23 protein-coding genes and 1 tRNA gene are annotated in these 23,650 nt (G+C 66.4%); 15 read left to right on the forward strand and 9 right to left on the reverse strand.

What is annotated here, in order from left to right; genetic code table 11:
• Window positions 1–38: 38 nt before the first annotated feature.
• Complete coding sequence (locus ABL838_RS07250; protein ID WP_418124871.1) at window positions 39–1,310, forward strand: RsmB/NOP family class I SAM-dependent RNA methyltransferase; 1,272 nt, start codon at window positions 39–41, stop codon at window positions 1,308–1,310.
• A gap of 136 nt (window positions 1,311–1,446) precedes the next feature.
• Window positions 1,447–2,661, forward strand: coding sequence for a fatty acid desaturase (locus ABL838_RS07255; RefSeq protein WP_126023129.1), 1,215 nt, complete (start codon window positions 1,447–1,449; stop codon window positions 2,659–2,661).
• A 182-nt stretch (window positions 2,662–2,843) separates the two neighbouring features.
• Here the strand turns inward: ABL838_RS07255 and rpmG are convergent, their stop codons facing one another.
• The 3 genes from rpmG to trxB all read right to left on the reverse strand — a co-directional run bounded on the left by rpmG (window position 2,844) and on the right by trxB (window position 4,393).
• Window positions 2,844–3,017: a 50S ribosomal protein L33 gene (gene rpmG / locus ABL838_RS07260; protein ID WP_007830291.1), complete on the reverse strand. Its 174-nt coding sequence runs from the start codon at window positions 3,015–3,017 to the stop codon at window positions 2,844–2,846.
• Window positions 3,018–3,028: 11 nt separating this feature from the next.
• A complete protein-coding gene (gene rpmB, locus ABL838_RS07265) occupies window positions 3,029–3,262 on the reverse strand; it encodes a 50S ribosomal protein L28 (RefSeq protein WP_019654270.1) in 234 nt (77 codons plus the stop codon).
• A gap of 171 nt (window positions 3,263–3,433) precedes the next feature.
• Window positions 3,434–4,393 (reverse strand): thioredoxin-disulfide reductase, encoded by a 960-nt coding sequence (gene trxB / locus ABL838_RS07270; protein WP_126023130.1) that lies wholly within the window; start codon window positions 4,391–4,393, stop codon window positions 3,434–3,436.
• Window positions 4,394–4,576: 183 nt separating this feature from the next.
• Here trxB and ABL838_RS07275 point away from each other — a divergent pair, with 183 nt between their 5' ends.
• The 8 genes from ABL838_RS07275 to ABL838_RS07310 all read left to right on the forward strand — a co-directional run bounded on the left by ABL838_RS07275 (window position 4,577) and on the right by ABL838_RS07310 (window position 13,903).
• Window positions 4,577–5,251, forward strand: coding sequence for a Crp/Fnr family transcriptional regulator (locus ABL838_RS07275; protein ID WP_126023131.1), 675 nt, complete (start codon window positions 4,577–4,579; stop codon window positions 5,249–5,251).
• 112 nt (window positions 5,252–5,363) lie between these two features.
• A complete protein-coding gene (locus ABL838_RS07280) occupies window positions 5,364–7,820 on the forward strand; it encodes a DNA translocase FtsK (protein WP_418124873.1) in 2,457 nt (818 codons plus the stop codon).
• Window positions 7,821–7,977: 157 nt separating this feature from the next.
• Window positions 7,978–8,610 carry an outer membrane lipoprotein chaperone LolA gene (lolA, locus tag ABL838_RS07285; protein WP_176668072.1) on the forward strand — a complete coding sequence of 211 codons (633 nt, stop codon included), beginning with the start codon at window positions 7,978–7,980 and terminating at the stop codon, window positions 8,608–8,610.
• Window positions 8,611–8,635: 25 nt separating this feature from the next.
• Complete coding sequence (locus tag ABL838_RS07290; RefSeq protein ID WP_418124875.1) at window positions 8,636–9,928, forward strand: replication-associated recombination protein A; 1,293 nt, start codon at window positions 8,636–8,638, stop codon at window positions 9,926–9,928.
• 251 nt (window positions 9,929–10,179) lie between these two features.
• A complete protein-coding gene (locus tag ABL838_RS07295) occupies window positions 10,180–11,109 on the forward strand; it encodes a branched-chain amino acid ABC transporter permease (protein ID WP_019654264.1) in 930 nt (309 codons plus the stop codon).
• Between the two features lie 13 nt (window positions 11,110–11,122).
• Window positions 11,123–12,331, forward strand: a complete 1,209-nt coding sequence (locus ABL838_RS07300; RefSeq protein WP_126023134.1) for a branched-chain amino acid ABC transporter permease — start codon at window positions 11,123–11,125, stop codon at window positions 12,329–12,331.
• A 20-nt stretch (window positions 12,332–12,351) separates the two neighbouring features.
• Entirely contained in the window at window positions 12,352–13,125 is a 774-nt protein-coding gene (locus tag ABL838_RS07305; RefSeq protein ID WP_126023135.1) for an ABC transporter ATP-binding protein, read from the forward strand.
• A gap of 16 nt (window positions 13,126–13,141) precedes the next feature.
• Window positions 13,142–13,903: an ABC transporter ATP-binding protein gene (locus tag ABL838_RS07310; RefSeq protein WP_369662473.1), complete on the forward strand. Its 762-nt coding sequence runs from the start codon at window positions 13,142–13,144 to the stop codon at window positions 13,901–13,903.
• 24 nt (window positions 13,904–13,927) lie between these two features.
• On the opposite strand, the gene ABL838_RS07315 is transcribed toward ABL838_RS07310, so the two are convergent.
• Window positions 13,928–14,386 (reverse strand): (2Fe-2S)-binding protein, encoded by a 459-nt coding sequence (locus tag ABL838_RS07315; RefSeq protein ID WP_184635311.1) that lies wholly within the window; start codon window positions 14,384–14,386, stop codon window positions 13,928–13,930.
• An 11-nt stretch (window positions 14,387–14,397) separates the two neighbouring features.
• Window positions 14,398–16,584, reverse strand: coding sequence for a xanthine dehydrogenase family protein molybdopterin-binding subunit (locus ABL838_RS07320; RefSeq protein ID WP_184635313.1), 2,187 nt, complete (start codon window positions 16,582–16,584; stop codon window positions 14,398–14,400).
• Window positions 16,585–16,728: 144 nt separating this feature from the next.
• Here ABL838_RS07320 and ABL838_RS07325 point away from each other — a divergent pair, with 144 nt between their 5' ends.
• The gene (locus ABL838_RS07325) at window positions 16,729–17,487 is read left to right on the forward strand and encodes a Crp/Fnr family transcriptional regulator (protein WP_126023138.1); all 759 of its coding nucleotides are present in this window, start codon (window positions 16,729–16,731) and stop codon (window positions 17,485–17,487) included.
• On the opposite strand, the gene ABL838_RS07330 is transcribed toward ABL838_RS07325, so the two are convergent.
• Together ABL838_RS07330 and ABL838_RS07335 are read right to left on the reverse strand one after the other, a co-directional pair.
• Window positions 17,459–18,439 carry a Bug family tripartite tricarboxylate transporter substrate binding protein gene (locus tag ABL838_RS07330; RefSeq protein ID WP_418124877.1) on the reverse strand — a complete coding sequence of 327 codons (981 nt, stop codon included), beginning with the start codon at window positions 18,437–18,439 and terminating at the stop codon, window positions 17,459–17,461. The two genes, ABL838_RS07325 and ABL838_RS07330, sit on opposite strands and share 29 nt — an antisense overlap.
• A gap of 34 nt (window positions 18,440–18,473) precedes the next feature.
• Entirely contained in the window at window positions 18,474–19,538 is a 1,065-nt protein-coding gene (locus ABL838_RS07335) for a CDP-6-deoxy-delta-3,4-glucoseen reductase (protein WP_418124878.1), read from the reverse strand.
• Window positions 19,539–19,623: 85 nt separating this feature from the next.
• Here ABL838_RS07335 and ABL838_RS07340 point away from each other — a divergent pair, with 85 nt between their 5' ends.
• Window positions 19,624–20,565, forward strand: coding sequence for an SDR family oxidoreductase (locus ABL838_RS07340; RefSeq protein ID WP_418124879.1), 942 nt, complete (start codon window positions 19,624–19,626; stop codon window positions 20,563–20,565).
• Window positions 20,566–20,768: 203 nt separating this feature from the next.
• Here the strand turns inward: ABL838_RS07340 and ABL838_RS07345 are convergent.
• A tRNA-Leu gene (locus ABL838_RS07345) sits at window positions 20,769–20,853 on the reverse strand.
• A gap of 42 nt (window positions 20,854–20,895) precedes the next feature.
• On the opposite strand from ABL838_RS07345, the gene cysM reads away from it, so the two are divergent.
• From cysM to ABL838_RS07360, 3 genes are all read left to right on the forward strand, one after another.
• On the forward strand, window positions 20,896–21,798 hold the full coding sequence (cysM, locus tag ABL838_RS07350; RefSeq protein ID WP_126023198.1) for a cysteine synthase CysM: 903 nt from the start codon (window positions 20,896–20,898) through the stop codon (window positions 21,796–21,798).
• Between the two features lie 65 nt (window positions 21,799–21,863).
• Entirely contained in the window at window positions 21,864–22,439 is a 576-nt protein-coding gene (locus ABL838_RS07355; protein ID WP_019654253.1) for an NUDIX domain-containing protein, read from the forward strand.
• A complete protein-coding gene (locus ABL838_RS07360) occupies window positions 22,429–22,656 on the forward strand; it encodes a sulfurtransferase TusA family protein (protein WP_081265854.1) in 228 nt (75 codons plus the stop codon). Before ABL838_RS07355 ends, ABL838_RS07360 begins: the two co-directional genes overlap by 11 nt.
• A gap of 68 nt (window positions 22,657–22,724) precedes the next feature.
• Here ABL838_RS07360 and galU read toward each other — a convergent pair whose 3' ends face one another.
• Window positions 22,725–23,615: a UTP--glucose-1-phosphate uridylyltransferase GalU gene (galU, locus tag ABL838_RS07365; protein WP_418124881.1), complete on the reverse strand. Its 891-nt coding sequence runs from the start codon at window positions 23,613–23,615 to the stop codon at window positions 22,725–22,727.
• Window positions 23,616–23,650: the final 35 nt, after the last annotated feature.

The raw sequence follows: 23,650 nt of genomic DNA on the forward strand, positions 1-23,650 counted from the left end.
TTTCGGGCCGGGTTCCCCGCGGCTGAGACAATCGGGGGATGCATCCCAAAGCCCTGTTGGAGGCCGCCGCCGATCTGGTCGGCCTCGTCCTGAAGTTCGATCACCCCGCCGACCAGGTCGTGTCCCGGTTCTTCCGCGACCACCGCGAGTTCGGCCCGCGCGAGCGCGCGACGCTTGCCGAAACCGTCTACACCGTGCTTCGCAAGAAGCTGCTTTTCGATCACCTCTCGCCCTCGGGCAGCGGCTCGAAGGAGCGCCGGATGGCGATCCTGGGCTTCCATGGCCCGCGCGACTTCCTGAAGAGCGCACTCAACGACACCGAGAAGCGCTGGCTCGACAACTGCGACGCCGTCAGGCCCGACGACCTGCTGGAGCGCCATCGCCACAACCTCCCCGAATGGCTGGTAGCGCCGCTGAAGGCGCAGCTCGGCGACGGCTTCTGGCCGCTGGTCGAGGCCCTGCAGCAGCCCGCCCCGCTCGATCTGCGCGTCAATGCGTTGACCGACAAGCGCGCGGATGTAAAGGCGGAGCTTGCGCTGGCTGCTATCAAATCGGAAGCGACACCTTTTTCGCCATGGGGCCTGCGCATCGATGGCAAGCCGGCGCTGACCAAGCTGGACGCTTTTGCCCGGGGCGCCGTCGAAGTGCAGGACGAGGGCTCCCAGCTGCTGGCCCTGCTGCTGGACGCCAAGCGCGGGGAGATGGTGGTCGATTTCTGCGCCGGCGCCGGCGGCAAGACGCTGGCCATCGGCGCGACGATGCGCAACACCGGCCGGCTGTACGCCTTCGACGTCTCTGCGCACCGGCTGGACGCGCTCAAGCCGCGGCTGGCGCGCAGCAAGCTGTCGAACGTGCATCCGGCCGCCATCGCCCACGAGCGCGACGACCGGATCAAGCGGCTGGCGGGCAAGATCGACCGCGTGCTGGTCGACGCGCCGTGTTCGGGGCTGGGAACGCTGCGGCGCAATCCGGACCTGAAATGGCGACAGTCGCCCAAGTCGGTAGAGGAGTTGACGGTCAAGCAGGCAGCCATCCTGCAGAGCGCCGCGCGGCTGGTGAAGTCGGGCGGGCGTCTCGTTTACGCCACCTGCAGCGTGCTGCCGGAGGAAAACGAAGCCATCGCCGAGGCTTTCAGCGCCGCCAATCCCGACTTCGCGCCCGTGAATGTGGCGGAATTGCTGCAGGGGCTCAAGGTCGAGGGTTTCGAGGCGCTGTGCGCAGGCGGGGAGGGCGCCAGGCGCTATCTGCGGCTCTGGCCGCACCTGCATTCGACCGACGGTTTCTTCGCCGCGGCCTGGAACCGCAAATAGAGGGCGGACTCCAAACTAGGGTTAATCTGCGCTTTTCGTGAAGGTTTAAAGGGCTTGTTCTAGGCCCTCGGACCTTAAAATCGTGGGTTATCTGAAGGCTGCACCTTCGTGCGGCCATGATGGAGTACCTGACTCAATGTTGCTTCCTGACTCCGCCGTCCTCAACGCGGCCATCGAATGGCTCGGACACGGCCTTTGGGATCTCACCTGGTGGCAGATCGTGCTTTACACGCTCGCCACCACGCACATCACGATCGCCGCGGTCACGATCTTCCTGCACCGCACGCAAACGCACCGGGCCATGGATCTGGGCCCGATCCCGTCGCATTTCTTCCGCTTCTGGCTCTGGATCGGCACCGGCATGGTGACGAAGGAGTGGGTCGCGATCCACCGCAAGCACCACGCCAAGTGCGAAACCCAGGACGACCCGCACAGCCCGCAGGTCAAGGGCATCGAAGAGGTGCTCTGGCGCGGCGCCGAGCTGTATCGCGCCGAGTCGAAGAACAAGGAAACGATGGAGCGCTACGGTCACGGCACGCCCGATGACTGGATCGAACGCAACCTGTATTCCCGCTACAGCTGGCAGGGCGTCGGCCTGATGCTGGTCCTGAACCTCGCGCTGTTCGGCGCGCTCGGCATGGCGGTGTGGGCTGTGCAGATGCTCTGGATCCCGATCACCGCCGCCGGCGTGATCAACGGCATCGGCCACTACTGGGGCTACCGCAACTTCGAGGCGCCCGACGCCAGCCGCAACATCATGCCCTGGGGGCTGATCATCGGCGGCGAGGAGCTGCACAACAACCACCACACGTACCCCACCTCGGCCAAGTTCTCGGTCAAGAAGTACGAGTTCGACATCGGCTGGATCTACATCCAGGCTCTGCAGAAGCTGGGCTGGGCCAAGGTCAAGAAGGTACCGCCGAAGATGCTCATGGGCGACATCCAGCCCGTGGCCAACGAGAAGACGCTCGAGGCCGTCATCGCCAACCGCTACGAAGTCATGGCCGGCTATGCGCGCGAAATGCGCCGCGCCACCAGCCAGGAACTGGCTGCCCTGAAGAACAAGGGTGCCGACCTGTCGGTGCTCAAGGCCGCCAAGCGCTGGCTGCATCGCGACGACGACAAGGTGCCTGCATCGGCTCGCACCCATGTCTCGCAGGCTCGCGCCGCCCACCCGGTGCTCGACAAGATGGTCACGATGCGCGAAGAGCTGCGTCAGCTGTGGCTCAACACTTCGCAGTCGCGCGAGCAGCTGGCGGCTGATCTGGCTGCCTGGTGCCATCGTGCGGAAGCCAGCGGCATTGCCGGTCTGCGCGACTTCTCGACCCGTCTGCGCGCTGCTCGCGCCTGACGCGAACTGGAGCTTTCCCCGAACAAAAGCCGGCCTGAGGGCCGGCTTTTTCATGTCCGTCGAATTCTTGAGGATGCCAAATCCCCAATGAAAAAGAAGGCAAGGCGAAATACGAAATAGACGGGCAATAAAAAACCCGCTGTGTTTGCAGCGGGTTTTCTATTTGGAGAAACCGGGCCGAATTACTTCAGCTTGATTTCCTTGTATTCGACGTGCTTGCGCGCCTTGGGGTCGAACTTCATGATCGACATCTTTTCAGGCATCGTCTTCTTGTTCTTGCTGGTCGTGTAGAAGTGGCCGGTACCCGCGGTGGATTCCAGCTTGATCTTTTCGCGTCCGCCTTTGCTCGTTGCCATGATTCAGCTCCTTAGGCTTGGCCGCGTGCGCGCAGGTCTGCGAGCACGGAGTCGATACCGTTCTTGTCGATCAGGCGCAGCGCGGCGCTCGAAACACGCAGGCGAACCCAGCGGTTTTCACTTTCGACCCAGAAACGGCGGTATTGCAGGTTCGGCAGGAACCGGCGCTTGGTTTTGTTGTTGGCGTGGGAAACGTTGTTTCCGACCATCGGGCCCTTGCCCGTTACGTCGCATACGCGTGCCATGAGGACACTCTTTCTTGAACAGCTGGCACCGGTGCAATCAGGGCGATCGCAGGTGTTTTGCAGCTTGACCTCGCCAGAAAACGGGTGGCGGTACCCCGACCTTGCCGCGGCTCGTGGAAGAGCCATGTTTCGGCAAAGCCTTGGATTATAGCCCTTTTGGAGGCTCGGTGGTTACAGCGTGCCGTCCTGTTCCAGGAAGCGCTGTGCGTCGAGCGCGGCCATGCAGCCGGTGCCGGCGCTGGTGATGGCCTGGCGGTAGACGTTGTCCTGCACGTCGCCGGCGGCGAAAACGCCCGGAATGCTGGTCATCGTGGCGAAGCCCTGCAGGCCGGAGCGGGTCAGGATGTAGTTGTCCTTCATTTCCAACTGGCCCTGGAAGATGTCGGTATTGGGGTGGTGCCCGATGGCGATGAAGCAGCCCTTGAGGTCGATCTGCTCGGTGGCGCCGGTCTGCGTGTTCTTGATGCGGATGCCCGTCACGCCCGTGTCGTCGCCCAGCACCTGGTCGAGCTCGTTGTGTAGCTTGAGCTCGATCTTGCCCTCGGCGACCTTCTCCATGACCTTGTCGATCAGGATCGGCTCGGCGCGGAACTTGTCGCGGCGGTGCACCAGGGTGACCTTGTTCGCGATGTTGGCGAGGTAGAGCGCTTCCTCGACGGCCGTGTTGCCGCCTCCGATCACGCAGACCTCCTGCTCGCGGTAGAAGAAGCCGTCGCAGGTCGCGCATGCGGAAACGCCGCGGCCCATGAACTTCTGTTCGGAGTCGAGGCCCAGGTACTTCGCGGAAGCGCCGGTGGCAATGATCAGCGCGTCGCAGGTGTAGGTGCCGCTGTCGCCCGTGAGGGTGAAGGGGCGCTTGCTCAGGTCGACCTTGTTGATGTGGTCGAAAACGATCTGCGTCTTGAAGCGCTCCGCATGCTCCAGGAAGCGCTGCATCAGGTCGGGGCCCTGCACGCCGTGGACGTCGGCCGGCCAGTTGTCGACCTCGGTGGTGGTCATCAGCTGTCCGCCCTGGGCGATGCCGGTGATGAGCAGTGGCTGCAGATTTGCGCGTGCCGCATAGACGGCGGCGGTATAGCCGGCAGGGCCGGAGCCCAGAATCAAAACCTTGGCGTGTTGGGGAGCGGACATGAGTAGAAAACCTAGGATGGACGCTGCTTCAGCGTGTACATTTTCAGGGTGGTAGCGATATATATGGAGTATCACTGCCCGGTTCAACACCGGGTAAACGGTGTTTTCAATGCGCGCGATTGTAGTAATCCATCGGCTTGCTGCTTTCTGGATTGCTCCGCCCGCTGTCTCAGGGATTGATAAATGTCGATGCTGTCCAACCTCGAATTGCTTCGGCGCGTTCCATTGTTCGCGTCGTTGACGGCCACGCAGTCCGCTAGCATCGCGGACGCGATCATCAAGAAGCGCTTCAAGCGCGCGGAAGTCGTTGTGGAGCAGGGCAAGAAGTCCGATGCGCTCTACATCATCCTGACCGGACGTGCGCGCGTCACCAGCGCCGACAGCCGCGGGCGCGAGGTCATCCTCGCCACGCTGCACCCCGGCGACTATCTTGGCGAGATGAGCCTGATCGACGACGAGCCGCATTCGGCTACCGTGCGCACCGAAATCCAGTGCGACGTGCTCATGCTGGGCCGCGACGCCTTTGCGCGCTGCCTGCCCGAGAACTCTTCCATGGCGTACAACATCATGCGCGGCCTCGTGCAGCGCCTGCGCCATGCTGACCGCAAGATCGAATCGCTGGCGCTGATGGACGTCTACGGGCGCGTGGCCCGTTCGCTGCTCGAATTCGCCATCGAGGACGGCGCCGGAAATCTCAAGGTGCGCGACAAGATATCCCGCCAGGACCTGGCCAAGATGGTCGGCGCCTCGCGCGAAATGGTGAGCCGCGTGATGAAGGATCTCGAAGAGCGCGGTTTCGTCCAGACGCAGGACGACGGATCGATGATCGTCAAGGAACGGCTCCTGTCTCTGGCCTGAGCCTCCAGGGCCGGGGCCGGGGCCGGGGCCGCTGGTAACGGCGGCCCCGGCCTTTTGTTGTAGTGTTCGTGCATCCGGCCCCGTTTCACAGGGACCGGGCGCCGTGTTTTTCATGACCTATTCGCTGAATACGCTTCAATCTTCTTCTGCCGCCGAGGGGCAACCCGTGCGCGTGCGCGCCATGCGCTTCGCCCACGAGATCACGCTGATCGCAGGATTCGCAGCGCTGCTGTTCTGGCTGCTCTCGATGCTGAGCTTCACGCCCTCCGATGCCGCCTGGTCTACCTCGGGCACGGGGGGCGAAATCAAGAACTGGGGCGGCCGCATCGGCGCCTGGCTGGCCGATGGCAGCTACTACGCCGCCGGCTATTCCGTCTGGTGGTGCCTTTTCGCCGGGCTGCGCGCCTGGCTGTCTTCGCTGGCCAACTGGCTGCGCGGCGGCGAACCCTCAGCGGCCGAACAGGCAACCCCGCGCGGGCGCTTCAACCGCAGCCGCCTTGCCTTCTGGCTCGGCCTGATCCTGCTGCTTTGCGCGAGTACCGTGCTCGAGTGGTCGCGGCTGTACCGGCTCGAAGCGCACTTGCCAGGCTCTGGCGGCGGTGCGCTGGGATACCTGGTCGGTCCCGCCAGCGTGCGCTGGATGGGCTTCACCGGATCGGCGCTGGTGGCCATCGCCGGCGGCGTGATCGGCTCCGCGCTGGTGTTCCGTTTCTCCTGGAGCCTGATCGCCGAGCGCATCGGCGCGCGCTTCTATTCGCTCTTCGAATCGCGCCGCGAAAAGCGCGAACTCGCAGCCGACATCGCCATGGGCAAGCAGGCCGCCCGCGAGCGCGCCGAGGCCGACGACCACGGCTTCACGCGCGGAGACGTCGACTCCGGCCGTTCCGAGCCCTCGCTGTCGCCTTCGTCCGGCGCCTATGCCGGTGGTGGCAGTGGCGGCGGCGATGACGAAATCCTCATCGAGCCGCGCCCCAAGCGCCGCCCGCCATCGCCGCCGGTGCAGATCGAGCCCGCGATGACCGAAGTGCCCCGCAGCGACCGCGTCGTCAAGGAGCGCCAGAAGCCGCTTTTCAACGAACTGCCCGACAGCAAGCTGCCGCAGGTCGACCTGCTCGACCCCGCGCAGGCGCGCCAGGAAACCGTCTCCGCCGACACGCTCGAGATGACCTCGCGCATGATCGAGAAGAAGCTCAAGGACTTCGGCGTCGAGGTGCGCGTGGTGCTGGCCTCGCCGGGCCCCGTCATCACGCGCTACGAGATCGAGCCCGCCACCGGCGTCAAGGGCTCGCAGATCGTCAACCTCGCGAAGGACCTTGCGCGCTCGCTCTCGCTGGTGTCGATCCGCGTGGTCGAGACCATCCCCGGCAAGAACTACATGGCACTCGAGCTGCCGAACGCCAAGCGCCAGTCGATCAAGCTCAGCGAGATCCTGGGCTCGCAGGTCTACAACGAAGGCAAGTCGATGCTCACCATGGGCCTCGGCAAGGACATCATCGGCAACCCGGTGGTGGCCGACCTCGCGAAGATGCCGCACGTGCTGGTGGCCGGTACCACCGGCTCGGGCAAGTCGGTGGGTATCAACGCGATGATCCTGTCGCTGCTCTACAAGGCCGAGGCGCGCGACGTGCGCCTGCTCATGATCGACCCGAAGATGCTCGAAATGTCGGTCTACGAAGGCATCCCGCACCTGCTGGCGCCCGTGGTCACCGACATGCGCCAGGCCGCGCACGGCCTGAACTGGTGCGTGGCCGAGATGGAGCGCCGCTACAAGCTCATGAGCAAGCTGGGCGTGCGCAACCTGGCCGGCTACAACACCAAGATCGATGAGGCCAAGGCACGCGAGGAGTTCATCTACAACCCCTTCAGCCTCACGCCGGACGATCCCGAGCCGCTCAAGCGCGAGCCACACATCGTCGTGGTCATCGACGAGCTGGCCGACCTGATGATGGTGGTCGGCAAGAAGATCGAGGAGCTGATCGCCCGTCTGGCGCAGAAGGCGCGCGCGGCCGGCATCCACCTCATCCTCGCCACCCAGCGCCCCAGCGTGGACGTGATCACCGGCCTGATCAAGGCCAACATCCCGACCCGCATCGCCTTCCAGGTGTCGAGCAAGATCGACAGCCGCACCATCCTCGACCAGATGGGCGCCGAGGCGCTGCTGGGCATGGGCGACATGCTCTACATGCCCAGCGGCACCGGCCTGCCGATCCGCGTGCACGGCGCCTTCGTCAGCGACGACGAAGTGCACCGCGTGGTGGCCTACCTCAAGAGCCAGGGCGAGCCCGACTACATCGAAGGCGTGCTCGAAGGCGGCACGGTCGATGGCGACGGTGACGGCGACCTGCTCGGCGGCGGTGGCGACGGCGAGAAGGACCCGATGTACGACCAGGCGGTCGAAGTGGTGCTCAAGAACCGCAAGGCCAGCATCTCGCTGGTGCAGCGCCACCTGAAGATCGGCTACAACCGCGCCGCGCGCCTCGTCGAGGACATGGAGAAGGCAGGCCTCGTCAGCGCCATGAGCGGCAGCGGCCAGCGAGAGATCCTGGTGCCCGCGCGCGCGGCCGAATGACGGCCGCAAAGCCCCGGATCACGCACGTTACGTGCTGAAAGGCAATTTGCAAAAGCGCCTTTCGGCATTGCAAATCTTCATCAAGGCCTACACCTGCCGCAATTCGCGGCGGGTAGGGTCGAAAGCCTGGTGCCACAGCCATTCAGAGGAATCCAAATTGAAATTGCGTCACTGGCTACTGATCGGCCTGCTGAGTTCCGTCAATGCCTGGGCAGGCGGGCTCGACAGCCTCGAAACCTTCGTGAAGACGGTGAAGTCCGGCCGCGCCGACTTCACCCAGACCGTCACCGCGCCCGCGCGTGAAGGCCAGCCGGGCCGTACCAAGACCTCGGCCGGCACCTTCGAATTCCAGCGCCCCGGCAAGTTCAAGTTCGACTACCAGAAGCCCTTCGCGCAGAGCATCGTGGCCGATGGCAAGACGCTGTGGCTCTACGACGCCGACCTGAACCAGGTCACGCAGCGCGCGCAGGCGCAGGCATTGGGCTCCACGCCCGCGGCGCTGATCGCCGCGGCGCCCGACCTGAAGGCGCTGCAGGCCGACTTCACGCTGGAGTCCGCGCCCGACCGCGACGGCCTGCAGTGGGTCAAGGCCACGCCGAAGAACAAGGACGGCCAGCTGCAGAGCGTGCAGGTCGGCTTTCAGGGCGATGCGCTGGCGGCGCTCGAGATCCTCGACAGCTTCGGCCAGCGCTCGGTGCTGAAGTTCAGCAAGGTCGAAGTGAATCCCTCGCTGCCCGCCAGCGTGTTCGACTTCAAGCCGCCGGCCGGCGCGGACGTCGTCAAGCAGTAATCCATAAACAGGCAAGCCCACCGGATTGGCCACTTCAGCCCACCAGCCCCTTGCCGAACGCCTGCGTCCCAAGACCCTGGGCGAGGTGATCGGCCAGCAGCACCTGCTCGGCCCGGGCATGCCGCTGCGCATCGCCTTCGAGTCGGGCCAGCCGCATTCCTGCATCCTTTGGGGCCCGCCGGGCACGGGCAAGACCACTATCGCGCGATTGATGGCCGATGCCTTCGACGCTCAGTTCCTGAGCATCAGCGCGGTGCTCGGCGGCGTGAAGGACATCCGCGAAGCGGTCGAGCGCGCCACTGCTGCGCGCGACGGGCTCACGCAGCAGCGCACCATCGTCTTCGTCGATGAGGTGCACCGCTTCAACAAGAGCCAGCAGGACGCCTTCCTGCCGCACGTGGAGTCGGGCCTCTTCACCTTCATCGGCGCGACCACCGAGAACCCCTCGTTCGAGGTCAATTCGGCGCTGCTGTCGCGCGCGGCCGTCTACGTGCTGCAGTCGCTCGACGAAGGCAACCTCAAGCAGATTGTTGCGCGCGCGCAGGCCATACAGGCCGTGCCCGCCATCGACGACGCCGCGGTCGACCGCCTCGTGGCCTATGCCGACGGCGATGCCCGCCGGCTGCTCAACACGCTCGAAACCCTTGCGGTCGCCGCGCGCGCCGAGAAGCTCGACCACATCACCGACGAATGGCTGCTTCGCGTGCTCGGCGAACGCATGCGCCGTTACGACAAGGGCGGCGAACAGTTCTACGACACCATCAGTGCGCTGCACAAGTCGGTGCGCGGCAGCGACCCCGATGCCGCGCTCTACTGGTTCGTGCGCATGCTCGACGGAGGCGCCGATCCGCGCTACATGGCGCGCCGTCTGGTGCGCATGGCCAGCGAAGACATCGGCCTGGCCGATCCGCGCGCGCTGCGCCTGGCGCTCGACGCCGCCGAGGTCTACGAGCGGCTGGGTACCCCGGAAGGCGAGCTGGCGCTGGCCGAGTGCGTGGTCTACCTCGCGATCGCGCCCAAGTCGAACGCCGTCTACAAGGCCTACAACGCGGTACGCGCCCTCGTGAAGACCGACACCACGCGCCCGGTGCCCATGCACCTGCGCAATGCGCCGACCAAGCTCATGAAGCAGCTCGACTACGGCAAGGGCTACCGCTATGCGCACGACGAGGAGGGCGGTTTCGCCGCCGGCGAGCGCTACCTTCCCGACGGCCTGGAAGGCCAGGTCTTCTACGAACCGGTGGAGCGTGGACTCGAAATCCGCATCGCGGAAAAGCTGCGCGACCTTCGCCGCCGGAACGAAGAAGCCAAGGGCTGATACAGCCGTCTATACCCTGTTGCACCATGTGCGCGAAGCGTGCATGACCCCACGCGCATACAGCATGACGTGAGCGGGTAAACCCCGGTCCGCGCGCACCGAATCGGCGCTGGTGCGTGACTACAATCCCGCCCACAAATCCGCCGGCGACACATGTTGGCTGGTTTTTTGCTTGTCAAGCCAGGGGCGCCAAACCGGTGACCCGGTGGGTGAATGGCACCCCAACGGTGCAACACATAGGAAATCGCGTTATGGACATTTTGCTGCAGCAGATCATCAACGGTCTGGTTCTCGGCAGCATGTACGCCTTGATAGCCCTGGGCTACACAATGGTGTACGGCATCATCAATCTGATCAACTTTGCGCATGGTGAAGTGCTAATGGTGGGGGCGCTCACGAGCTGGACCATCATCGGACTCATGAAGGACGGCATGCCCAACACACCGGGATGGCTGATCCTCTTCATCGCGCTGATCATTGCCTGCGTCGTCGCGGCAACCCTGAACTTCGTGATCGAGAAAGTGGCCTATCGGCCGCTGCGCAACAGCCCCAAGCTCGCGCCGCTCATCACCGCCATCGGCATGTCGATCCTGCTGCAGACGCTGGCGATGATCATCTGGAAGCCGACCAACAAGGCGTATCCCACCCTCCTGCCTTCCGACCCCATCCACCTCGGCGGTGCGGTCATCTCGCCCACCCAGGTCATGATCCTCAGCGTCACGGCGTTCTCGCTCGTGGTGCTCATGTGGCTGGTCAACTACACCAAGCTCGGCCGCGCGATGCGCGCCACTGCCGAGAACCCGCGCGTCGCCGCGCTCATGGGCATCCGCCCCGACATGGTCATCTCGGCCACCTTCATCATCGGCGCGGTGCTCGCGGCGATCGCCGGCGTGATGTACGCCTCCAACTACGGCATCGCGCAGCACGCCATGGGCTTCCTGCCCGGCCTCAAGGCCTTCACGGCGGCCGTGTTCGGCGGCATCGGCAACCTGGCCGGCGCGGTGGTCGGCGGCATCCTGCTGGGCCTCATCGAGGCCATCGGCTCGGGCTACATCGGAACGCTGACCGGCGGGGTGCTGGGCAGCAACTACAGCGACATCTTCGCGTTCATCGTGCTGATCGCCATGCTCACGCTGCGTCCTTCGGGCCTGCTGGGCGAACGCGTGGCCGACCGCGCCTGAGGAGCTTGCCATCATGAAGAACAGCAAGAACCTCGCCCTGTACGTCATCGGCGCCATCGCCGTGCTCGCGCTGCCGCTGCTGCTGCAGATGCAGGGCAACGCCTGGGTGCGCATCGCCGACATCGCACTGCTCTACGTGCTGCTGGCCCTGGGCCTGAACATCGTGGTCGGCTACGCCGGCCTGCTCGACCTGGGCTACGTGGCCTTCTTCGCGGTGGGGGCGTACCTCTTCGCGCTGATGGGCTCGTCGCACCTGTCCGAGACCTTCGAGTGGTTCAAGATCACCTTCCCGAACGGCATGCACACCTCGCTGCTGATCGTGATACCGCTGGCCTTCGTGCTCGCGGCGGTGCTCGGCGTGCTGCTGGGCGCGCCAACGCTCAAGCTGCGCGGCGACTACCTCGCCATCGTCACGCTCGGCTTCGGCGAAATCATCCGCGTGTTCCTGAACAACCTCGACCAGCCGGTGAACATCACCAACGGTCCGAAGGGCATCACCTCGATCGACTCGATCAAGTTCTGGGGGCTCGACCTCGGCAAGGCGCTGAAGTTCGACGGCTTCACCATCTCGTCGGTCACGCTCTACTACTACCTGTTCCTGGCGCTGGTGCTGGTCACCATCCTCATCTCGCACCGCCTGCAGCTTTCGCGCATCGGCCGCGCCTGGATGGCCATCCGCGAGGACGAGATCGCAGCCAAGGCCATGGGCATCAACACCCGCAACATGAAGCTGCTGGCCTTCGGCATGGGCGCGAGCTTCGGCGGCGTCTCCGGCGCGATGTTCGCCGCCTTCCAGGGCTTCGTGTCGCCCGAGTCCTTCAGCCTGATGGAGTCGGTGATGATCGTGGCCATGGTCGTGCTCGGCGGCATCGGCCACCTGCCCGGCGTGATCCTGGGCGCCATCCTGCTGGCTGCGCTGCCCGAAGTGCTGCGCTACGTGGCCGGTCCGCTGCAGTCGCTGACCGACGGCCGCCTCGACGCTTCCATCCTGCGCCAGCTGTTCATCGCGCTGGCCATGATCGTCATCATGCTGGTGCGCCCGCGCGGCCTGTGGCCCTCGCCGGAGCACGGCAAGTCGCTGACGAAGAAGGGCGGCGTGCCCGTCGACCCGACCCACGCCGCGGTCGCCCCCGGCTCGCTGCAGACCCACGCGCCGGGCGTCGACACGCCCGCAGACGAACTGCCGGGCGCGGCTTCCCGTCCCATGTCGATCAATCCCTGAACGCGCGAGGAAGAATCAACATGACGACTGACACCATCCTCGACGTCCGGGGCATCTCCAAGCGCTTCGGCGGGCTGCAGGCCCTGTCCGACGTGGGCATCACCATCAAGCGCGGCCAGGTCTACGGCCTGATCGGCCCCAACGGCGCGGGCAAGACCACCTTCTTCAACGTGATCACCGGCCTGTACACGCCCGACAGCGGCACCTTCGAGCTCGCAGGCAAGCCCTACCAGCCGACGGCCGTGCACGAAGTGGCCAAGGCCGGCATCGCGCGCACCTTCCAGAACATCCGACTCTTCGCCGAAATGACGGCGCTGGAGAACGTGATGGTCGGGCGCCACATCCGCACCCATTCGGGCGTGCTGGGCGCGATGTTCCGCACCGGCGGCTTCAAGGCCGAGGAAAAGGCCATTGCGGACCGCGCGCACGAACTGCTCGACTACGTGGGCATCGGCAAGTTCGCCGACTACAAGGCGCGCACGCTGTCGTACGGCGACCAGCGCCGCCTCGAGATCGCACGCGCGCTGGCCACCGACCCGCAGCTCATCGCGCTCGACGAGCCGGCCGCTGGCATGAACTCCACTGAGAAGGTGGCGCTGCGCGAGCTGATCGACCGCATCCGCCGCGACAACCGCACCATCCTGATCATCGAGCACGACGTCAAGCTCATCATGGGCCTGTGCGACCGCGTGACCGTGCTGGATTACGGCAAGCAGATCGCCGAGGGCACTCCGATGGAGGTGCAGAAGAACGAGAAGGTGATCGAGGCCTACCTCGGTACCGGAGGACACTGAGATGACGACAGCAACGATGAGCGAGCAAGACACCGCCGCCGGCACCGCACAAGCCAGGACTGCCGGCAAGACCCTGCTGAAAGTCAGTGGCCTGAAGGTCGGCTACGGCGGCATCCAGGCCGTAAAGGGCGTGGACTTCGAGGTGCGCGAGGGCGAGCTGGTCTCGCTGATCGGCTCCAACGGCGCCGGCAAGACCACCACCATGAAGGCCATCACCGGCACGCTGCCCTCGGGCGCCGGCCACATCGAGTTCCTGGGCCGCAGCATCAAGGGCCGCGGCGCATGGGACCTGGTGGAAGAGGGCCTTGTGATGGTGCCGGAAGGCCGCGGCGTGTTCACGCGCATGACCATCACCGAGAACCTGCAGATCGGTGCCTACATCCGCAAGGACAAGGCCGGCATCGCGAGCGACATGGAGCGCGTGTTCGTCACCTTCCCGCGCCTGCGCGAGCGCAAGGACCAGCTGGCCGGCACCATGTCCGGCGGCGAGCAGCAGATGCTGGCCATGGGCCGCGCGCTCATGGCGCGTCCCAAGGTGCTGCTGCTGGACGAGCCCACCATGGGCCTGTCGCCCATCATGTGCGACAAGATCTTCGAGGTGGTGCAGACCGTGGCCTCGCAGGGCGTGACCATCCTGCTGGTCGAGCAGAACGCCAACCGCGCGCTGCAGCTGGCCGACCGCGGCTACGTGATGGAGTCGGGGCTCATCACCATGAGCGGCGATGCCAAGGAATTGTTGAGCGACCCGCGCGTGCGGGCCGCCTACCTCGGCGAATAAGGCCCTTTCTCTTTTTTCCCCTGCCTATCCCATCGCCGCAGCCGCAGCCTTGATGGCCTCGCGGATGCGGCCGTAGGTGCCGCAGCGGCACACGTTCTCGATGGCGTCGATGTCGGCGTCCGTCGGGTTGCGCGTGCGGCGCAGCAGGTCCACCGCGGCCATGATCTGCCCTGGCTGGCAGAAGCCGCACTGCGGCACGTCGAGGTTCAGCCAGGCCTGCTGCACCGGATGCAGCGTGTTGCCGTTGGCCAGCCCCTCGATGGTCGTCACCTGGCGGCCGCGCACGTCGGACACCCGCGTCGAGCAGGTGGTGACCGCCTTGCCATCCACGTGGCAGGTGCAAGCCTTGCACACGTTGATGCCGCAGCCGTACTTCGGCCCGGTGATGCCGAGCTTGTCGCGAAGCACCCAGAGCAGGGCCATGTCGTCGGGCGCCTCAACGTCGACGTTCTGGCCATTCACCTTGAAAGATTGCACTGGCATGGGAGGCCTCCTCAGGTCGGGATCGGAACGTTGACGGGCGTGGGCAGCTTGCCCGGCGGGATCGGCGTGAAGTCGACCGGGAAGTTCAGCGGAAAGCTGCGCGGCTTGATGCCGGTGGCACGCGCGTATGCGTTGGCGATGGCGCCCGAGCTCGCCGACAGGCCGACCTCGCCCAGGCCGCCGATGGCCTCGTTGCTGGGCGGCATGATGATGACCTTCACGTCCTTGGGGTAGTTCTTCATGCGCGAGAAGTGGTACTGCGAATAGCTGCCTTCCAGTGGCAGCCCGTTCTGGATGTGCAGCCCGGCGCTGAGCACCAGCGCGATCGATTCGCACAGGCCCCCCTGCAGCTGCGCCTCGATGCCCGAGGGGTTGATGGGCGTGCCCACGTCGATCGCGATCGTCGCGCGCACCACCTTCGCAGCCGAAGGCACCCGCGCGTCGATCTCGACGATGCAGGCCGTGAACGACTTCGTTTCCTGGTGCACGCCCACGCCCTGCGCGAAGCCCGCGGGCATCGCCTTGCCCCACTGCGCCGCCTCGGCCACCGCCTTGAGCACCGCGCGAGCGCGCGGCAGGCGCAGGTATTCGAGCCGGAAGGCGACCGGGTCCTTGCCCGCCGCCCTGGCCATCTCGTCGACCAGGATCTCCTCCACCAGCCGCGAGGGCTGGATGTGCACCGAGCGGTACGAGCAGGTGTTCATGTCGATCGGCACCGGCGTCAGCAGCTTGGTCGTCACGCCGAAGTTGTAGGGCGAGGAGACCATGGTCTTGAACATGATCTGCTCGATCGCGAAGTTGCCCACCGTCTGCGGAAAGGCGTTGGGCAGCGCGATGGCCGCGGCCTCCAGCATGTTGCCGAAGCCGTGGCGCGTGTCGAGCCGCACGCCGGCTATGCGCTGCTCGAAGGCGATCACCTGGCCCAGCAGCATCGTCGCGCGCGCCTTGTGGAACATCGGCGGGCGCATGCGCGTGTGGCGCATGTCGTCGGTGCGGTGGTACATCAGGCGGCAGGGTCGCCCGAGCGCCTTTGATACCTGGATCGCCTGCAGCACCGGGTCCCAGAAGAGGCGCCGTCCGAAGGAGCCGCCCGAAGGCACCACATGCACGGTCACCTTGTTCAATGGCAGGCCGAGTTCGGCCGCCACCGCCTGCTGGGTGACGATGGGGCTCTGCAGCCCGGCCCAGATTTCGGCCCGGTCCGGGCGCACGTCGGCAATTGCGCATTCCACTTCCATCGGGCAGTGCGAGACCGGCGCGAACTCGAATTCGCCCTCCACGGTCAGCGCACCCAGCGGCGGCAGCGCGAACGGAAGCAGCGCCGACTTCAGCTTGCGCATGAGGGTGGCGTTCGACTCGCCGTCGATCGGGCCGGCGGCCCAGGTCACGTCGAGCGCATTCACCGCGGCCCATGCCTGCCCGAAGGTCTCGGCCATCACGGCCACGCCGGGCGGCGTCGGCGTGATGCCGTTGGTCGATGGAATCGGTACCACGCCGATCACCCCCGGCATGGCCATCACCGTGTTCATGTTGTTGATGCTCACGAACTTGCCGTTGATGGTTGGCGGGCGCCGCACCATCGTCGGCATGGCGCCGGGCACGGCCTGGTCGAGCGTGAACTTCTTGCGGCCGGTGACGATGTCGAGCGCATCGAGCCGCGTGACGCGCTGCCCGACCACCGATGGCGTGGAGCCCGAGAGCACGCCGCCCAGGCCGCCCAGCAGCGGCATCCCGGCATGCAGTGAGCGCACGCTCGACGAACCGCCGGTGAGCTGGTTCCAGATCAGCTCGGGGCTGGCGTCTGCCGAGGTCACCTCGATCGCGCTCAGCGGCAGGCGCAGCTTGTCGGCCAGCATCATCGCGGTGGCCGTGGCGATGCCCTGGCCCACCTCCAGCCGCGGCAGCGCGAGCCGCACGCGGCCGTTCTCGGCGTTCGTCACTTTCACGAGGGGCATGGTCGGCAGCGAAGTCACGGTCACCGCATCGCCGATGTCGATCAGGTCGGTGGTGTCGGGCGGCGTCATCGGCAGCAGCGCTGCGACTGCCCGGGAGGATGCGGTGAGGCTGCCCAGGCCGGCGGTCGCCGACAGCAGCGGCGCAGCCGTCGCATAGCCCAGCACCTCGCGCCGTCGCAGGCCCGGCGAATCGTCGTCGTCCGGCCGGCGCGAGGGGCGCGGCCTCTCGTTCGATCGCTTCATCGTTGTCTCCTTGTTGTGGTGGCGAACGCGAGCGACTGTGGCATCATGGCCGCGCCGAGGATGTCGTTGGAACGACATTTCTTACGGCCCGCGATGGACCGGCTCGCGCGACGGGCCGCCCGTGTCCTGGGAGGAGACCCGACGATGTCGACGAGCGCGCTGGAGAACATGCTCCGCGAGAGCCTGTGGGCGCGAGCCCTCACGAGCGAGGAGCTCGACCGGGTCGTGCAGGAATCCCATGAGCGCACCGTTCCTGCCGGAGGTTTCGTCGTGCGGCGCGGCGAGCCCGCCGATCACTGGGTCGGCGTGATGGACGGTCTGCTCAAGATGTCCGTGTCGCTGCCTGACGGCCGCGTTTCCACCTTCACCGGCGTCACTGCCGGAGGCTGGAGCGGCGAGGGCTCCCTGCTCACCCCCGGCCCCTGGCGCTACGACGGCGTGGCGCTGCGGCCCACCCGCGTCGCCTGCATCCCGAAGCACAGCTTCGAGCGCCTCTTGGCCTCGAACATCGAATTCAATCGGTTTCTGTTGTTACACATCAATGCGCGGCTGAGCCTGTTCATCGGGCTCATGGAGTTCGACCGCCTGCTGGGCCCGGACGCGCGCGTGGCGCGCTGCCTTGCGAGCCTGTTCGATCCGATCCTGTATCCGCGTGCCGATCGCTTCGTGCGGCTGAGCCAGGACGAGATCGGCCTGCTGTCGGCGGTGTCGCGACAGCGCGCCAACCGCGCGCTGCACGCCCTGCAGCGCGACGGCCTGCTGCGCGTGGAGCATGGCGGTGTCGAGGTGCTCGACCTCGCGGGGCTGCGCAGCTATTCGGGCGATGCCTCCTCGGTGGCGTTGCGCCGCGAGGAGGCCTTGCCCGAGGACCTCGTCAGTCCACCTTCGCGCCGGTGGCCTTGACGACCTTCTCGTACTTGGCGAGCTCGCTCTTCATGAAGGCGCCGAATTGCTCGGGTGAACTGCCCACCGGCTCGGCCAGCAGCGAGGCGAAGCGGGTCTTCGTTTCGGGCGCATTCAGTGCCGCCACGAAGGCCTGGTTGAGCTTCACGACCACGTCGTGCGGCGTGCCGGCCGGTGCGATCAGGCCCCACCATGTGTCGATGGAGAAGCCCTTGAGCGTGTCGGCCACGGGCGGCACCTCGGGCAGCGAACTGCTGCGCTGCAGCGTCGTCACCGCGAGCGCCTTGAGCTTGCCCGAGCGGATGTTCGGCGCGGCGGTGGCGAGGTTGTCGAAGTTGAAGTCGACCTGGCCCGAGATCAGCGCCAGCTGCGCCGGGTTGCCGCCGTTGTACGGAATGTGCAGCGCGAAGATACCGGCCTCTTTCTTGAACAGCTCGCCCGCGAGGTGCCCTGCGCTGCCGTTGCCGCCGCTGCCGTAGTTGAGCTTGGCGGGGTTGGCCTTGGCGTAGCGGATCAGGTCGGCCACGCTGTTGATGTTCAGGCGCTTGGCGGTGTCGGCGTTCATCACCAACACGTTGGGCACGCGGACCATCTGCGTGATCGGCGCGAAGTCGGTCGCGGCGTTGAACGGCATCTTGCTGTAGAGCCACGGGTTCACCGCGTTGGTGGCGGTGGCCGCGATGCCGATCGTCAGTCCGTCGGCCGGCGCCTTCGCCACCGCGTCGGCGCCGATGTTGCCGCCCGCGCCGGGCTTGTTGTCGATGATGACCGTGCCCAGCGTGTCCTTCACGCGCTCGGCCAGGATGCGCGCCGTGTTGTCGATCGGCCCGCCCGCCGCGTAGGGAACGATCAGGCGGATGGGGCGCTGCGATTGCTGCGCCAGGGCCTGGCCGGTGCCCATGAGGGCGGTGGCGCTTGCGAGGAGGGTGAGAAGGAAGTGTCTCGTCTTCATCTTGTTCTTGGGGTATCGCAGTGGATCGGAAAAATCAGGGGAGCGCCTTGTCCGCCTCGGTGGTGAACGCGTCGGCGTAGAACTCTTCTTCGGGCAGCCCCGCCAGCGCAACGTAGTCGCGCTTGGCCGAGTCGACCACGATCGGCGCGCCGCAGGCATACACCTGGTGGCCGGAAAGGTCGGCGAAGTCCTCGAGCACGGCTTTGTGGACGAAGCCGGTGCGGCCGGTCCAGTTGTCCTCGGGCGTGGCGTTGGACACGACGGGCACGTAACGCAGGTTGGGCATCTGCGCCATCTGCTCGCGCAGCCAGCCGTCCATGTACAGGTCTTCGGGTCGGCGGCCGCCCCAGTACAGCGTGGCGGGGCGGTCGATGCCCTTGAACTGCATGTGCTCCAGCAGCGCCTTGATCGGCGCGAAGCCGGTGCCGGAGGCCAGCAGGATCATCGGCTTGTCGGAGTCCTCGCGCAGGAAGAAGCTGCCGAAGGGGCCTTCGATCCGCAGAATCTCCTTTTCCTTCATTGCGCCGAACACATGGTCGGTGAACTTGCCGCCGGGCAGGTGCCGCAGGTGCAGCTCGATGCCCGTGCCGGGTTGCGCCAGCGTGTGCGGCGCGTTGGCCATCGAGTAGCTGCGGCGCGCGCCGTCGCGCAGGATGAATTCGACGTACTGGCCCGCGTAGAACTGCAGCGGCTCGCCGGCCGGCAGCTGCAGGCGCACCAGCATCACGTCGTGCGACTGGCGCGTGAGGGCCATCACCCGCACCGGCATCTTGCGGATCGGCAGCGCGCCGGCCTCGGTGACCTGGCGCGATTCGAGCACCACGTCGCTCGTGGGATGGGCGCAGCAGGTGAGCACGTAGCCGGCCAGCTGCTCCTCGGCGCTCAGCGCCTTGCTCTGGTGCGGGCCCAGCGTGACTTCGCCCGAGAGCTTCTTGCACTTGCACGAGCCGCAGGCGCCGTCCTTGCAGCCGTAGGGCAGGCCGATTCCCTGGCGGATGCCCGCGGCCAGGATGGTTTCGTCGCCCTGGACCGTGAAATGGCGCCCGCTGGGCTCGACGGTGATGGAAAAGCCCGCTTCGTGCGGCGCTGTGGCTGTCATCGGTATTCTTCGAGGGGTAACGCTTCCTCCGGGCCGCTGGCGGCCGGGGGAGCTGGAACTGAATTGGGAAGACGGGAACAGGATTTTGCCTTCAATCAATAGCCCCTCCGGCGCGCTGCCAGCGCGGTTCCGGCGAGAACGCCTGCTGATCGTCGGTTGCGGCGACGTCGGCCAGCGCGTGGCGCGTGACCTGCGCGGTCGCATGCAGCTGGTGGCGCTCACTTCATCGGCCGACCGCGTGGCGGCCCTTCGCGCGGCCGGAATACGTCCCCTCGTGGGCAATCTCGACGATCCACGCACCCTGCGCCGGCTCGCCGGCATCGCCACCCGCGTGCTGCACCTGGCGCCCCCTGCGCGCGACGGCGGCCCCGCCTGGTGGCGCGACCAGCGCACCACCATGCTGGCGCGGGCCCTGCGGCTGCGGTCCTTGCCCTCGGCCTTCGTCTACGGCTCCACCAGCGGCGTCTACGGCGACTGCGGCGGCGCCCGCATCGACGAAACCCGCGCCGTGCGGCCCGACACCCCACGTTCCCACCGCCGCGTCGACGCCGAACGCGCCGTGCGCTGGCTCGGCCGCAGCGCCGGCGTGCGCGCCAGCATCCTGCGCATCCCGGGCATCTATGCTCCCGACCGCGAGAACGGCACCCCCCGCGCCCGCCTGCAGCGCGGCACGCCCGTGCTGCGGCAGGAGGACGACGTCTACACCAGCCACATTCACGCCGACGACCTCGCCCGCGCCTGCATCGCCGCGCTCTACCGCGGCAAGCCGCAGCGCGTGGTGCACGCCGCGGACGACACCGAACTGCGCATGGGCGACTACATCGACCTCGCCGCCGATATCTACGGCATGCCCCGCCCGCCCCGAGTGGCCCGAGGCGAAGCCGAACGGCAACTGCCGCTGCAGCTGCTGAGCTTCATGGGTGAATCGCGACGGCTGGACAACTCCAGGCTGAAGCGTGAGCTGCGGGTGCGGCTGGCGCATCCGACGGTGCACACCGGCCTGCAAGAACAGACCGAATCGAGATAAGACAGGGGAGGGCCAATTCCAGGGACACCGTGGAACCGGCTTCGCCGGGCCACCGGTGTCGCCCCCGGAAGGGGGTGGCGCAGCGACACGAAGTGCGCGAAGCCTGGGGGGAGAGCCAAGTTTTGCCGGGCCGCCGGTGTCGCCCCCGGAAGGGGGTTGGCGCAGCGACACGAAGTGCGCGAAGCCTGGGGGAGAGCCAAGCCTGGTGCCCGGGGCCGGAATCGAACCGGCACGCCTTGCGGCGGGGGATTTTGAGTCCCCTGCGTCTACCAATTTCACCACCCGGGCAGGGTTCTGAACGAAGCCCAAAATTATGGCACAGTGGCTGGCATGAACTATCCGACGATCGAAGACGCCATCGGCAAGACCCCTCTGGTCGCGCTGCAACGCATCAATGCAGCAGAAAACGCCAGGCGCGGCAACGTGATTCTCGGCAAGCTCGAAGGCAACAACCCCGCCGGTTCGGTGAAAGACCGGCCGGCCCTCTCGATGATCCGGCGTGCCGAGGAGCGCGGCGAGATCAAGCCCGGCGACACGCTCATCGAAGCCACCTCCGGCAACACTGGTATCGCGCTCGCGATGGCCGCGGCCATCAAGGGCTACCGCATGGTGCTCATCATGCCGGAGGACCTTTCGGTCGAACGTGCGCAGACCATGAAGGCCTTCGGCGCCGAGCTCGTGCTCACGCCCAAGAGCGGCGGCATGGAATACGCCCGCGACCTCGCCGAGCAGATGGTGGCCCAGGGCAAGGGCCGCGTGCTCGACCAGTTCGCCAACCCCGACAACCCGCGCATCCACTACGAGACCACCGGCCCCGAGATCTGGGCCGACACCAAGGGCAAGGTCACGCACTTCGTGAGCGCCATGGGCACCACCGGCACCATCACCGGCGTGTCGCGCTTCCTGAAAGAGAAGAACCCTGCCATCCGCATCATCGGCGCGCAGCCGGCCGAAGGTTCGCGCATCCCTGGCATCCGCAAGTGGCCCGCCGAATACCTGCCGAAGATCTTCGATCCGAGCCGCGTCGACGAGGAAATCAGCGTGAGCCAGAGCGATGCCGAAGAGATGTGCCGCCGCCTCGCGCGCGAGGAGGGCATCTTCGGCGGCATCTCGGCCGCAGGCGCGCTGTGGGCTGCGCTCGAAGTGTCGAAGACGGTGGAGAACGCGACCATCGTCTTCGTGGTCTGCGACCGCGGCGACCGATACCTCTCCACCGGCGTCTTCCCGGCTTAGGCTGCGACCGAACCGGCGTCTGCCCAACGCGAGCAGGCGCCAAAGAAGAAAGAAAAGAGACCCCCATGCCCCACCCCAAGTTCTGCCAGGTCTGCGCCACGCCGCTCGAGTGGATCGCACTGATGGAAGACGGCGGCCCCAAGGAGCGGCTGCGCTGCCCCAACTGCGGCCACACGCACTGGAACAATCCGACGCCCGTGCTCGCGGCCATCGTCGAATACCGTGGCCAGGTGCTGCTGGCGCGCAATGCCGCGTGGCCCGGCAAGATGTTCGCGCTCATCACCGGCTTCATGGAGGCCGGCGAGACGCCCGAGGAGGGCATCGCGCGCGAGGTGAAGGAAGAAACCAACCTCGACGTGAGCGCCACGAAGATCGTCGGCGCCTACGACTTCCAGCGCATGAACCAGGTCATCATCGCCTACCACGTGGTGGCCGATGGCGAGGTGAAGCTCTCGCCCGAGCTGGTCGACTACCGCCTCTACGACCTGCCCGATCTCAAGTGCTGGCCCGCCGGCACAGGCTATGCGCTGGCCGACTGGCTGCGCACGCGCGGCCACGAACCGGTGTTCTTCACCGCCGCCGAGAATGAGGAGCGCCGCCGCGGCCTCAACTTGCCTCCGGAGCCCGGCAATGCAAGTTGATCGCGAACTCGACACGCGCGGCCTGAACTGCCCGCTGCCCATCCTCAAGGCGAAGAAGTCCCTCAACGAGATGACGAGCGGCCAGCTGCTGAAGGTGGTGTCGACCGACCCCGGATCGATCCGCGACTTCCAGGCTTTCGCGCGCCAGACGGGCAATGAGCTGATGGAGCAGGAAACCGTCGGCACCGACTTCATCCATGTGCTCAAGCGCCGCTGAGCGCGACGAGCCGAGAAGAAAAAAGGGCCGCTGCTGCGGCCCTTTCTGCGTGTGCTCGAAGCTGCGGATTACAGCTTCAGGCTCTTGAGGTACTCGCGGAAATCCGCGCCCACTTCGGGGTGCGCCAGCGCCAGTTCCACCGACGCCTGCAGGAAGCCTTCCTTGCTGCCGCAGTCGTAGCGGATGCCCTTGTACGAGTAGGCGTAGACCGATTCCTTCTTCATCAGCGCCGCGATGCCGTCGGTCAGCTGGATCTCGCCGCCCGCGCCCTTGGGCTGGTTGCGGATCTCGTCGAACACGCCCGGCGTGAGGATATAGCGGCCGGCCACGCCCAGGCGCGAGGGAGCCTCTTCGGGCTTCGGCTTCTCGATCATGCGGCTGACCTTCACCAGGCCTTCCTCGATCGCGTCGCCGGCCACGATGCCGTAGCGCTTGACGTGTTCGAGCGGAACTTCCTGCACCGCCAGCAGCGAGCCGCCGAGGCGGCCGAAGGCTTCGGTCATCTGCGCCAGCACGGGCTGGCCGCCGTCGGGGCCGACCATCAGGTCGTCCGCCAGCAGTACGGCGAAGGGTTCGTTGCCGACCAGGTGCTCGGCGCACAGCACCGCGTGGCCCAGGCCCAGCATGCGCGGCTGGCGCACATACGAGCAGGTCATGTCGTCGGGCATGACCGAGCGGGCAATGTTCAGCAGCGCGGTCTTGCCGCTGGCCTCGAGCTGGCTCTCGAGTTCGTAGGCGGTGTCGTAGTGGTCTTCGATGGCGCGCTTGTTGCGGCCGGTCACGAAGATCATGTCGCGGATGCCGGCTGCGTACGCTTCCTCGACGGCGTACTGGATCAGCGGCTTGTCGACCACCGGCAGCATTTCCTTGGGTTGCGCCTTCGTGGCCGGCAGGAAGCGAGTGCCGAAGCCTGCAACGGGAAATACGGCCTTGCGGATGCGGGTCGCGGATGTGGACATGGGCGGTTCAGCGTCTTTCGTCAAAGAGGGGGATG

The organism is Variovorax sp. 160MFSha2.1, assembly GCF_048305075.1.
GTDB lineage: Bacteria > Pseudomonadota > Gammaproteobacteria > Burkholderiales > Burkholderiaceae_C > Variovorax > Variovorax guangxiensis.